Annotated in this window: 7 protein-coding genes; 2 read left to right on the top strand and 5 right to left on the bottom strand. The window is 70.5% G+C overall.

Annotated features, from left to right (window positions below; all coding sequences use genetic code 11):
- Window positions 1–51 precede the first annotated feature (51 nt).
- The 4 genes from ACIBO1_RS29820 to ACIBO1_RS29805 form a co-directional block, all read right to left on the bottom strand.
- Complete coding sequence (locus tag ACIBO1_RS29820) at window positions 52–1227, bottom strand: 3-deoxy-7-phosphoheptulonate synthase (RefSeq protein WP_396752276.1); 1176 nt, start codon at window positions 1225–1227, stop codon at window positions 52–54.
- A 101-nt stretch (window positions 1228–1328) separates the two neighbouring features.
- Complete coding sequence (locus tag ACIBO1_RS29815) at window positions 1329–4103, bottom strand: AAA family ATPase (protein ID WP_396752274.1); 2775 nt, start codon at window positions 4101–4103, stop codon at window positions 1329–1331.
- 243 nt (window positions 4104–4346) lie between these two features.
- A complete protein-coding gene (locus ACIBO1_RS29810) occupies window positions 4347–4790 on the bottom strand; it encodes a DUF6069 family protein (RefSeq protein ID WP_396752271.1) in 444 nt (147 codons plus the stop codon).
- Window positions 4791–4836: 46 nt separating this feature from the next.
- The gene (locus ACIBO1_RS29805) at window positions 4837–5766 is read right to left on the bottom strand and encodes an ROK family protein (protein WP_396752269.1); all 930 of its coding nucleotides are present in this window, start codon (window positions 5764–5766) and stop codon (window positions 4837–4839) included.
- A gap of 227 nt (window positions 5767–5993) precedes the next feature.
- On the opposite strand from ACIBO1_RS29805, the gene ACIBO1_RS29800 reads away from it, so the two are divergent.
- Complete coding sequence (locus ACIBO1_RS29800) at window positions 5994–7163, top strand: macrolide family glycosyltransferase (RefSeq protein WP_396752267.1); 1170 nt, start codon at window positions 5994–5996, stop codon at window positions 7161–7163.
- Window positions 7164–7184: 21 nt separating this feature from the next.
- Here ACIBO1_RS29800 and ACIBO1_RS29795 read toward each other — a convergent pair whose 3' ends face one another.
- Window positions 7185–10250: a BTAD domain-containing putative transcriptional regulator gene (locus tag ACIBO1_RS29795; RefSeq protein WP_396752264.1), complete on the bottom strand. Its 3066-nt coding sequence runs from the start codon at window positions 10248–10250 to the stop codon at window positions 7185–7187.
- 708 nt (window positions 10251–10958) lie between these two features.
- Between ACIBO1_RS29795 and ACIBO1_RS29790 the strand changes: the two genes are divergently transcribed.
- Window positions 10959–12467 carry an FAD-binding oxidoreductase gene (locus tag ACIBO1_RS29790; protein WP_396752261.1) on the top strand — a complete coding sequence of 503 codons (1509 nt, stop codon included), beginning with the start codon at window positions 10959–10961 and terminating at the stop codon, window positions 12465–12467.
- The last annotated feature ends 6 nt before the right edge of the window (window positions 12468–12473 follow it).

Below are 12473 nucleotides of genomic sequence, written 5' to 3'. Positions count from 1 at the left end.
GGCCCAAGTAAGGAAGGCCCCCGGCAGTGCGCCGGGGGCCTTCCTTAACGGTCAGTCGCCCAGCAGACCGGCGACGACGGTGGCGAGTTCGATCGACTGGGCGCCGTTCAGACGCGAGTCGCAGGGAGTCTCGTAACGACCGGCCAGCTCCGCCTCGGTCAGCTGGCCGGGCCCGCCGAGGCACTCCGTCACGTCTTCCCCGGTCAGCTCCACGTGCACGCCGCCCGGCCAGGTGCCGGCCTGCCGGTGCACCTCGAAGAACCCGGTCAACTCGTCGACGACCCGGTCGAAGCGACGGGTCTTGTAGCCAGCCGCCGACTCCTCGGTGTTGCCGTGCATCGGGTCGCACTGCCAGATCACCTCGTGGCCGGACCCTGCCACGGCGGCGACCAGCGGCGGAAGGGCGTCCCGAACACGCCCGGCACCCATCCGGGCGATCAGGGTCAGTCGGCCCGGGTGGCGGTGCGGATCGAGGCGGCGTACGTACTCCAGGACCTGGTCCGGTGTGGTAGACGGGCCGATCTTCACACCTACCGGATTCGCTATCAGCTCGGCGAGGGCCACGTGGGCGCCGTCCGGTTGTCGGGTCCGCTCGCCGACCCAGAGCTGATGCCCGGAGCTGGCGTAGAGCCGTGGTCCGCCCGATGTCTCCACCACCCGCAACGCCGAGCGTTCGTAGTCCAGCAGCAACGCCTCGTGGCTGGCGAAGATCTCCCGACCGGCAGGTTCCCCCGTCAGCGCGCGGACCAACTCGATGGTGGCCCGTGACCGGTCGTGGGCGTGCAGCATCCGCGTCGGGTCGGGTCGGCGGGCGGCGGGTGTGGGACGCGCCGAATGCACGATGTCGCCGCGGTACACCGGCAGCCCGAGCGCGTCGACCTGGGCCGAGCGCGGCTTGGCGTACTGGCCGGCGAACCGGCCCACGACCACGACCGGCGGTCCGGTGGCGGCGATGACATCCGCCATCTGCGACAGGATCCGTACGGTGGCCCGCACGTGCGCCGAGTCGTCGCTGAAGGACTCCGCGCAGTCGCCGCCCTGTAGCAGGAACGCCTCACCGCGAGCCACGGCGCGAAGCAGCTCACCCAACCGGTCGGTCTCCTCCGGTGTGGTGACGGCGGGCGCCCCGGCCAGAGTGTCGACCACCTCACGGGCCGCCGCGAGGTCAGGCCAGGCCGGTTGCTGCGCGGCGGAGCGGGCGAACACCCGGTCGACGACTTCCTGCAAGCCAGGAGGCAGGGCGGCAGGTGCCGCATGTCGCGTCGGCGCGTTGGTCGCTGATGTCACGGCGAAATCTCCCTTCGACGCTGCTTGTCCGTCCCGACGGTTCAGGAGCTGAGCCGTCGACGCCGCGTCGAGGCCGTCTCGACCGACAGGTTGGCCGGCAGCTCCTTGCGTTGGCGTACGCCGAGCTTCCGGTAGACGCGGGTGAGGTGCTGCTCCACGGTGCTCGCGGTGATGAACAGCTTCATGGCGATCTCGCGGTTGGTGTAACCCATCACGGCGAGCGAGGCGACGCGGCGCTCGGAGTCGGTCAGCGCTTCCACGCTGTCGGAACTGGACGAGACACCGTCCAGCACGCCCAGGTCGCCGTCGATGGCGAGCAACTCGTTGCAGATCGGCGTGGCGCCGCACATCTTCGCGACGTGCCAGGCGCGGCGGAAGACGGTACGCGCCCGGCGCCGGTTGTTGGTGGTGTGCAGGGTACGGCTCAACGTCGCCAGCACCCGGGCCATCTCGTACCGGTCGCCGCAGGCCTCGAACAGCTCCATCGCCTCGGTGAGGATCGCGGGGCGCCGTGCGAGCGGGCTGATCAGCGCGAGCAACCGCAGCGCCGTGCCGCGGACCCGGGGATTCGACGCCTCGGGACGGGCCAGCTGGTCGTAGATGAGCCGTCCGGCCTGGTCGTGGTTGCCGAGCCGTAGCCACGCCTCGGCTGCGCTGGTCCGCCAGAGCACCGGCGCGGCGAGCGCGAGGTCCCACGTCTGGATCAGCTCGCCACAGGCCAGAAAGTCGGACAGCGCCGCGTGCGGGTGGTTGGTGGCCAGGTAGTAGTCGCCCCGGGCGTGCAGGTAGTCCAGGCCGTACGTGGTCTCGAAGAGCGTCTCCGGGACCAGGAGCGCGAGATACCGGGAGGCCTCGTCGAACCGTCCCATTCGCGTCGCCGCACGCGTCGCCAACGCCACCGGCAGGCTAGCCGCCACACCCCAGGCCCTCGGTGAGAGGACCGTCATCGCCTCCTCCGCCAGCTCGCGCGCAGCCGGCATGTCGCCCTGACGAAACGCGAGGCCGGCGGCGGCGACGGCGAAGATGGCCCGCCAGGTCGGCGCGGTCGACTCGTCGCAGTCCCCGCGCAGGCGGGTGCACCAGTCGCCCGCCACGTCCCACTGGTCGACCGAGACGAGGGTCCGGAGCGCCATCAGCGCCGCCTCCTCGGTCCAGGCGGTGCCGCGCCGCAGGCGCAGGTCCCGCAGGACCGTCTGGGCGTGGTCGGCCGCCTTGCCGAACTGCCCGCGGCCGAGGAGCTCGGACATGGTGGCGGCGGCACGCAACCAGGGGTCGGTCCGCGTGGTCACCGGGACCGGCCGCCGTGCGTTCAGCGAGGCGGCCGGAGCGCTCCGTCGGGCGAGGGGTGGGTGCAGGTGCGCGAGCCACAGCTCGGTGTCGGCGAGCTCAGCGGCGGCCTCCGGCGCCGTCCCGGCGTTGGTCTCGCGCAACCCCTCCAGCACCGGCACCGCCTCGGCCGTGCGGCCGTGCCAGAGTAGCTGTCGGACGGTCGCGGTCCGGTCCTGCCGGCTCAGCCGGGCCGCGTTCGCCGGGGCGGCCAACGTGGCGAGGTGCCGAGTGACCGCCAGCGGGTTGAGCGGCCACTGCGCCTGAGTCAGCCGGGCCAGGATGGTGAGGCGCTCGCCGGGCTCATGGGACTCCCGGTGCGCGAGTTCCAGGCACCGGGTGGCCGTGTGGGGGTCGTCACCGACAAGCGCGTGTTCGGCCGCCGCGAGCAGCACGGAGATCGACCAAGGTTCCTCGACCCGGTCGGCGTCGACGAGGAGGCGGGCCACCACGGGCACCGCGTGACCGAGATCGTGCAACTGTCGGGCGGCGCGCAGGTGCAACGAGGTGTGCTCGTCGGCGCTGAGGTCGTCCAGAACCGCGGTCCGCCCGGCCGGATGTCGGAAACCGTTGTCCACGAGGAACCGTGCGGTGACCATGGTGTGCAGCGCATGTCCGACCGCGTCGAAGTCCAACCCGGTCAACTGGCTCAGGCCGGACGGCTCGGCGTCGTCACCGAGGACGGCCAGGCCCCGGGCCACCTGTAGCACTTCCGGATCGCTGCGGTGCAGACAGACCAGCAACGTCCTGCCGTAGCCCTGGACGCGTACGTCGCCGCCGCAGCGGTGGTCCTCGACGAGCGCCTCCAGCAGGGCCGGGTTCCCGCCACTGAACGTCGTGAATCCGGTCGCGAGCCGACGAGCGGCAGGTTCGCCGAGATTCCGTCGGATCAGCTCGGCGACCCCGCCAGGGGAGAGCGGGCCCACACCGGTGGCGTGTACGTTGGGCTGCCGTCGCAGCGTCGAGCGGAGTGACCACCGGTCGGGGCGCTGGTCGAGGTCGTCGGTGACGACCACCAGCACCGGTGCGGTGTGCACCCGCCTTGCCAGGTGCACGACGAACTGCATCGAGGCATCGTCGGTGTGCTGCAGGTCGTCCACGGTGACGACGAGTGGACGCTGTCCGGCCAGGTCCAGCAGGGCCACGCAGAGCCGGTGGTACAGCCGCAGGGTCTCCGCCTCGTCCGGCGCGGTCTGGTCCGCGGCGCACGCGGCGGGACAGAGCCGGGCCACCACCTCGGCCGGCAGGGGGGAACCACGGAGCAACTGTCCCAGCACGCCGAAGGGCAGCGACTCCTCGGCGGCTGAGCCGACCGCGCTCAACACGAGGGCGCCTGCTGCCGCCGCCCGATCTACGCAATGTTGCAGTAGTGCGGTTTTTCCTGTTCCGACCGGACCGTGTAGAAGAATGAGCCGACCTGCCCCGGAAACAAACTCTGAGACATGTTTGTCGAGCTGTGTGAAATGCCCGTCTCTTTCGACCAGCTGCATCGTTCCCCCGAGATCGATCAGTTGTGGCGTCAGCCATCGAGGCGCATCGTGTGCCGGTCGAGCCTATCCAGCGATCGTCGAGAGACGGAAAATTGTTGTCCACCATCGAGCAACAGGACACCCATCGCTCGATGTTGCTAATGTTTCCGCCCGGTGACGAACTGTTCGGGCGGGTGGGTCTGCGGACACCGGGTGTGCACGCGCGCTGTCGACGGCGGTGAGCCGGTGTCCGCGACCGTGACGTCAGGGACGGCGCAACCGGCTGAGCAGGTACAGCAGTACTGCGGCCGGCGGAAGGTGCAGCGGCAGGAGCGCCAGGGCCGCGGCGTTGCTGAGCCCGGGGTAGTGCGGCGAGGACTCCATGCCGAGCAGCAGCAGCGGCGGCACCATGCTGATCACCAGCACCACACCGACGACGATCGCGAAGGTGCGCAAGGGACGCCGGGCACGCCGGCTGATCAGCTGATAGAGGGCGGTGCCGAGCAGGGTCGCCACCACGGTGTTGAGCACCACCGCCACCGGCTGGAGTTGGCTGAACTCGTCACTGATGTCGAGCGCGGCGCGCAGGACGAGCGCCAGCACCACGTTGATGACCGTCGAGACGAGGGCGGCGAGCAGGCCGGCCAGCCAGATCTGCTTTCCCGAGGTGCGCTGCTCAACGGTGGTGCCGGGGTGCGTGGTCGCCATGTCTACTCTCCATTGGTCCGTGCGGGATTGATCGGTACAGAACAGTCTAGGACGGATCGACTGGCGGGAGCAATTCGCCCCGCGCGCGGGCGAGCAGCAACGCCCCGTGTAACGAGGAGAGCCCGCCCAGCGTGGCGGCTGCTACTGGGGGCGTGCGGTGACCAGGCCGGGCCAGCGCGGCTGTCGCCGCCGCGACCTGGTCGACATAGCCCGGTGTGCCCGCCGCGAATCCACCCCCGATGATCAGCACGGACGGCCGTACCAGCTCCGAGAGGCTGACCGCTGCGGCGGCCAGGGCGCGCGCCGACGCCCGGACGGCACCCGTCGCCCACTCCGCTCCGGCGGCGACGGCGTCCCGCAGCTCGGCGAAGCCGACCGGCGATCCCCGCAGCTCGGCGGCGCGGCGCAGCGTGGCCGGACCGGAGGCCAACGCCTGCACACAGCCCCGGCGACCGCAGTCGCAGCGGGTCCCGTCGAGGTCGACCACGATGTGCCCGACCTCGCAGGACCCCCGTGGCCCCGGTACCGGCTGCCCGGCCAGGACCACCCCGCCGCCGATGCCGGTGCCGACGCCCAGGTAGACCGCGTGAGAGACGCCGGCTGCGTCCGCTTCCGCGATTGCCGCGAGGTCGCCGTCGTCGGCCCAGGCCCGCTGCGCCTGCGGAAACAGGTCGGCGAGTGTCGCGTCCAGATCGAGTCCGGTCCACCCCGGACGCCCCGGCCAGGCCGTCACCCGGCCGGCGTGCGTGGTGGCGGGCATCGCCACGCCGACGCTTCTGATCACCGGACCCCACGCCTCGGTCAATTCCCTGACCTGTGCGGCGAGTGCCGCCAGGTCGCGTCCGCGGTCGTCGCCGGGAGGCCAGGTGACGGTGGCCAGATACGGCTTCCGGCCGTCGGCCTCCGCCCGCAACGCCACCTTGGTGCCGCCGATGTCTATGCCGAGAAATGCTGTCGAGGAGGCCGCCGTCGTCATGGCTAACGAGTATTCCGGCGATGGGCATTCGCGCGGGAAGCCCCCGGTAATTTTCCGGCCATCGCCCTTCCTCGGTGAGATGTTGGGGGTGGACGATCAATCCATGCCATCGGTACGGTCGTTGCAACGAACCGGGTTGGGTCGATGCCCGGGTTTCCGAGTCATTTGCGTGGGGCCGACTCCGGCATTGGTGATCTGGATGGAGACCAATGGGTAACGTGATTCTGATGGTGAACATGCCTGCGCGCGGGCACGTCTTCCCGACCCTGGCCTTGGTCGCCGGGCTCGTCGAGCGTGGCCACCGGGTCGTCTACACCGCCGTCGGCGAGTACGCCGACCTGGTGCGCTCTGCCGGTGCCGAGGTGTTGTCCTACGACTCGGTGGACCCGATGTCGGTCATCGGCGGCGCCGACTCCGGCCGGGTCCCGTTGCTGCTGCTCGACGAGTGTGAGGCCATCATCCGGGCGGCCCGGGAGCACTTCGCCGACGCCCCGCCGGATCTGGTGGCCTACGACGGCGCGTTGCTGCAGGCCGGTCGGATCCTCGCCCGGGTCTGGGGACGCCCCGCCACGCAGCTCAGCCCGGTCTTCGCCTCGAACGAGCACTACTCGTTCCCGGAGCAGATGATGAAGGCTGCCGGCCCCGCCAGCATGGACAACGGCGTGATGGCCGAGTTCTTCCCCCGGATGGCCGGCATGCTGGCCGCACACGGCGTCGAACTGGACCCGATGGAGCTGGTCACCGCCGTCGAAGGGCAGAACCTTGTGTTCCTGGCCCGAGAGTTCCAGCCGGCCGGTGCCACCTTCGACGATCGCTTCGCCTTCGTCGGGCCGTGCCTGGGCGAGCGTGGATTCCTCGGCGACTGGCGGCCACCGTCGGACGGTCGGCCGGTCGTCCTGGTCACCCTCGGCACCGTGCACAACGGTGACACCGAATTCTTCCGCTCCTGCCTGGCCGCCTTCGCGGACGGTCCGTGGCACGTGGTGATCTCGGTCGGCGAGGGCGTGGACCCGGCCGACCTGGGCGCGCCGCCCAAGAATGTCGAGATCCACCGGTGGGTGCCGCACCTGAAGGTGTTGGAGCACGCCGACGCATTCGTCACCCACGGCGGTATGGGCAGCGTGAACGAGGCGCTCTACTGGGGATGTCCGATGGTGGTCGTGCCGCCGTGGCCGGACGTGGTGCCGAACGCCTGGCGCCTTGTCGAGCTGGGCATCGCCCGTCAACTCGACCCCACCGAGATCAGTGCCGACCTGCTCCGCGAGTCGGTCGCGGCGGTGACCGACGACCCGGAGATGCGGGAGCGGGCCCGGCAGATGCGTACCCACACCCGGGAGGCCGGCGGCGCACCGCGCGCCGTGGAGGAGTTGGAGGCCTACCTTCAACGGGCGGCCTGACCCGGCACCCGCCCGCCGGGCTCAGCTGACGTGCACCACGTCCCGGTACCGTCGAAGCAACTGCGCCCGGCCCGGGTCGTTGGGCGGGCACAGTTCCAATGCCGCCTGGTAGTACCGGGACGCGGCGTGCTGGTGCCCCTTCATCGAGGTGCGCTCCGCCGCGATGACGAACGCCGTGCGGGCGTGCCGGGTGAGCGCTTCGATGGGCCGCCCGGCGTCCCTGCTGAGTGAGATCGTCTGCCAGTAGTGGTGGATGAGCAGATGCGGGTGCTCTGGCAGCCGATGCTCGACCCACCGGGCGGCCTGGTGGTGCTTGTCGAGCCGGACTGAGCGGGGCAACTGGGAATAGGCCACGTCACGGATGAGGATGCTGCGGAAGGCGTACTCGTTCTGGCCGAGCACCGACGCGCTGTGCACCCGGTCGACCAGGTCGCGGCGCTCCAACTGCTCCAGGCGCCGGGCCACCTCCTGGGCGTCCCGGTTGCCGAGCGCAGCGACCGGACGAGGCCACACCACGTCACCGAACACGGCGGCGTCCTGGAGTACCGCCTTCTCCACGGCGGGCAGCGTGTCGAGCTGGGCGGCGATCGTGTTGTAGACCGACTGTGGCAGTTCCAACAGCTTGTTGGCGGAGTACTCCTGCGACACGGGTGGGGCCGAACCCGCCGACGCCGCCGGGATCTCACCACGATGCATCCGGAAGTACTCGGTCGCGAAGAGTGGATTGCCGCCGATCCGGCGCAGCAGCGCCCGACATTGCGCGCTGACCGCCGCCTCCCGGCCACGGTCCGGTCCGGGAACCGGACCGGGACCGGGCTGCTGCGCTCCCGCGCAGATGCCGTGGTGCAACGCCAGCGACTCCAGCACATGCCAGGTGCCGGTGGCGGACAACGGTGTCAGCGTGATGACCGTGGCGTTGCGCATGCCACCGCCCCAGAACGGCCTGCGCTGCAACAGCTCCGGCCGTGCGGTGGCGAGTATGGACAGAGGTACGCCCGTCGTCTGGTTTGCCAGCTCCTCCACGAAGTCCAGGAGCAGGTCGTCGGCTCGGTGCAGGTCCTCCAGCACCACGACGGTGAGCTGTTCCACCGCGACCGCCTCCAGGAAGAGCCGCCATGCGGGAAAGGAGTGGCGGATCGCGGTCGGCATCGGTGGCTCGGACCAGCCGAGCAGCGTACGCAGATGGGAGAGCAGCCACGCGGTGGAGCCCGAGGTCTGCGGCAGGCCGTGGACGGCGACCTGTAGCTTCCGTTCCGCGACGGTGCGGGAGTCGGTCTCCGTGATCCCGGCGAAGGAACGCGCTATGGCCCGCAGCGGCGCCATCGGCTCCGTGCCCGGACCGGGTGAGGTGCCGGTCAGCAACCGCGCCGGGGGCACGCCCTGTCGCAGGGTCGCGAGCCACTCGGCGACCAGTCGGGTCTTGCCGATTCCGGCCTCGCCGAGCAGGGTCATGAGGTTCGGTTGGCGCCGACGATGGGTGTCCGCCAGGAGATTGCCGAGGATGTCCATCTCGCGGTCCCGTTCGACCAGCGGCGCGAGCCCGGACAGATGGGCGGGCGGAGCCGGGTCACGTGGAGTCGGTTCGCCCTGCGGCGAGTAGTGGAAGACGTCCGCGGTGGCCTGCCGGGTCACGTCGCAGACCCGTATCGCACCGGGCGGAACCTCGTCGATGACCCGCAGGTTGGTGTTGAGCATGCTGCCCTGTACGTCTGGCGACCCGTCGCCCACGCCGCCGGTGGGTCGGTATGTCACCAGCGCGTCTCCGGTGGCGATGGCGATCTGGGCGGCGATCTGTGGCGGACCGCAGCGGGTCGGTGACGGGCCGGTGGCGATCCGGTCACGGATGGCCAACGCCGCCCGCACCGCCAGTTCGGGGTCGTCCTCACCGGTGGACGGGACACCGAAGAGGGCGAGCCAGGCCGAGCCGACGGCCCAGAAGTTCTGCACCAGTCCGCCGAGCAGCTCCACCTCGGATCTGATCAGCCCGTCGAGGTTGCTCAGCACCTCCGCCATGTCCTCCGGATCGTCGGTGCCGAGCGGCAATTCGATCCGGGTGCGGATGTGCAGGACACTCACCCGTTTGCGTTCGGTCCGCACCGACACTGTGGGTGCCTGCTCCTTCCGGCCTGCCGGCGGGCCGACAGTCGGTTCGGTGCCAGGCTGGTCGGCTTCGGGGCTGACGACCGGAACCGGCGGTGGCTGGTGGACCGGGTGGGCCGGCGGTTCGCCACGGTCCTGCCGCGCCGGAACCGCCGTGCCGGCGGCCGGGACGGCCGCGACCCGCGCAGGATGCGCAGCCCCGACGCCCTCGGTGGCAGCCGGCAGCATCAGCGACGGGTCGTGGTCGAGGATCTGCCGCTCCAACTGTTGCAGTGCCCGGCCGGGATCCAGGCCGAGCTGGTCGGCGAGGGTTTCGCGCAGCCGGCGGTAGACGGTGAGGGCGTCGGCCTGCCGGCCGCTGCGGTAGAGAGCGAGCATCAGCTGGCCGCACAGCCGTTCGCGGGGCGGGAGAGCGTCGGCGACGGCCCGTTCCAACTCGTCGAGGACCGCCTGGTGCCGGCCGAGAGAGAGCTCGGCATCCACGTACGCCTCGATCGCGGCGAACCGGAGGTTCTGCACCGCGGACAGCTCTGGCCACTCGATACCGAACTCGACGAGATCCGCCAGCGCGTGGCCCCGCCACAGGGCCAACGCCTCCCGAAGAGTACGGGCGGCCGCTTCGGTGCCGCCCGAGTGCGCCTCGGCGTTGCCGCGTTCGACGAGCCGCTCGAAGCGGATCAGGTCGACGCTTTCAGCCGGCACTCGCAGCAGGTATCCGGGAGGTGAGGTGAGCAGGACCGGCGCGCGCTCGCCGTGTGCCGAGGCGGCCAGCAGCGACCGCAACCGAGACACGTAGTTCTGCAGCATCTTGCGAGCCGTCGCTGGTGGCGTGTCGCCCCAGAGGCCCTTGATCAGGCGGCTGGCTGCCACCGTGTTGTTGGCGTGCAACAGGAGCAGACCCAGAACTGCCCGCTGATTGAACCCGCCGAGCGGGAGAGGTGAACCAACGGCTTCCACTTCGAGTGCACCCAGGACCTTGAAGTGCACGTATCACTCCTCCCGAAAAGCGCGGACGTGGCAGTGGAGGTTGATTCCCAGTTCACGGTCCCAACCGGCGGATAGGCTGGTTTGCGGGCCGAGTGTCATGATGTTCCCCCGTCGACATAACTGATCCCCGGCCCAGAATATCGGCCGGGGACGCGATAAGAAGCGCGTTCTATTATCGGCACGTCGGCGACATAAATCGAGACTCATCCATCTTGGCATCCGCCCTCGTTCGGCGCAACCCTCAAGGTCGCCAGGGCGTCGGCCCTCCGGTGCCGCGTCACCTGTGCGGGCACAGAAGCGTCGCCCGCGGCCGAGTCGTGGCAGCTCACCGTCCAGCTGATCGTGCCGCACCAGCCGTCTTGCCCCGGATCCCGTCCGGTGTCCCCGCGTCAGCGGCTCGATCCGCACGAGTGAATCACGCTCGGATCGGCCTGCTGGGCGGCGTGGTGCAGGGCCGGCGGCAACGCCGGTCGGCGGTCGGCCGGTCGGGCAGGTGTTCGACCTGCCGGACGACTGAGTGCCGAACTGTCGATAAACGCTTCTCGCCCTGGTGTGACCAGAGCGCTAGGGGGCGTTGTGGGGTATCCGTCCGCCCTTTACGTCCCTATGCTCGGGTCAATGAGCGCCGGAATCAGGCGACGCGACCGATCAGGTCCGTGATTCGGCATAACCATTCTTCTGGGACGTTATCTCATTCAGGGGGCCACGATGATCAGTAGACGTACGATGCTGCGCGTCGGCGGGAGCCTCGCCCTCGCCACCGCAGCGGTCGGGGCCGGCGGGTCGGCAGTCGCCGGCGGCCTGCCCTGGTGGCGTCTGCGGCATCTGCTCCAGGGCGACCTGGTGCTTCCCGCGGACGCCGGTTACGACTACGCCCGACAGTTGCAGATCGCCCAGTACGACGCGATTCGACCGGCTGCTGTCGCCTACTGCGAGACTCCGGCGGACGTGCGAGCCTGCCTCCGTTTCACCCAGGACCACGGCGTCTCCCTGCGTGTCCGCAGCGGCGGACACAACCTCGCCGGCTGGTCGACCGGCCCCGGCCTGGTCGTGGACCTGTCCCGGATCAACCACGTCGGCGTCGGGGCGTCGACCGTACGGCTCGGGTCGGGCGTGCAGTCGATCGACGCGCTCACCGCGCTCGCCGCTCGAGGTCGACAGATCGTGACCGGAACCTGTCCCACGGTCTGCGCGGGAGGATTCATCACCGGCGGCGGCGTGGGCTGGCAGACCCGGAAGTTCGGCCTCGGCAGCGACCGGATGGTCTCCGCCGGCGTGGTGCTCGCCGACGGGCGGTACGTGCGTGCCTCCTCCCGAGAGGAACCCGACCTGTTCTGGGCGCTGCGCGGCGGTGGCGGTGGCAACTTCGGCGTGGTCGTCGACTACGAGGTCCAACCGATCGCTGCGCCCACCCTCGTGCGGTACACGGCGGTGTGGCCGGGGGAGCGGGCCGAGACACTGCTGGCGGAGTGGACCGCGTGGTGCGCCGCCGCGCCGCATGAACTGGGGTCCTCACTGCTCCTGGTGCCGCCGGTCGACGGCGGGGGCGCGGAGATGGTGCTGATCACCGGTGTTCATCTGGGTGCCCGCGCCGGGCTGGACAGGGCGTTCGCCGAACTGACCGAGCGCGCCGGGGAGCCGCCGTTGAGCCTCGTCGTCAACGAGTCGGCCTACGCCGAGGCGATGAAACAGTCGTACGGCTGCGAGTCGTTGACGGTGGACCAGTGTCATCGGGTCGGGTACAACCCGAGCGCGGTGCTGCCCCGTACCGGTTTCCAGCGCCAGGCGTACCGCCTGGCAGCGGCTCCGTTGACCGCTCGCGCCGCCGCACGCGTGGTCGCGGCCTGGCGGCGTGGGCTGGACGCGGGCATGCATCAGTGGCTGCAGTGCATGGCGCTGGGAGGCGCCGCCGCCGAGCGCTCCCCGCACGGCACCGCGTGGGCGCACCGGGACGCCGCCTTCCTGATCGGGGCCCAGGTGGGTGTGGACGACCCGACCCCGCCGGCCGATCGGGTGGCTGCGGCCGAGGCGTGGACCCAGGGCGTCGCGGCGGCGCTGGCCGGGGTGAGCAGCGGTGCCTACATCAACTTCCCCAGCTCCGTGATGCCGGCCGACTGGGCGCGGCTGCACTACGGACGTAACTACGAACGGCTGCGTCGGGTGAAGCGCCAGTACGACCCGCACGGCGTCTTCACGCACCCGTACAGCATCCGTTGACACCGC

The organism is Micromonospora sp. NPDC049903, from assembly GCF_044460945.1.
Classification (GTDB): Bacteria; Actinomycetota; Actinomycetes; order Mycobacteriales; family Micromonosporaceae; genus Micromonospora.
The sequence above is the reverse complement of the archived record's forward strand: the minus strand, read 5'-3'. Positions and strand labels throughout refer to the sequence as shown.

Excerpts from the sequence above, each read along its gene's own strand:
- ACIBO1_RS29815 (WP_396752274.1), bottom strand. The coding sequence starts at position 4,103 with ATGCAGCTGGTCGAAAGAGACGGGCATTTCACACAGCTCGACAAACAT.
- ACIBO1_RS29810 (WP_396752271.1), bottom strand. The coding sequence starts at position 4,790 with ATGGCGACCACGCACCCCGGCACCACCGTTGAGCAGCGCACCTCGGGA.
- ACIBO1_RS29805 (WP_396752269.1), bottom strand. The coding sequence starts at position 5,766 with ATGACGACGGCGGCCTCCTCGACAGCATTTCTCGGCATAGACATCGGC.
- ACIBO1_RS29800 (WP_396752267.1), top strand. The coding sequence starts at position 5,994 with ATGGTGAACATGCCTGCGCGCGGGCACGTCTTCCCGACCCTGGCCTTG.
- ACIBO1_RS29790 (WP_396752261.1), top strand. The coding sequence starts at position 10,959 with ATGATCAGTAGACGTACGATGCTGCGCGTCGGCGGGAGCCTCGCCCTC.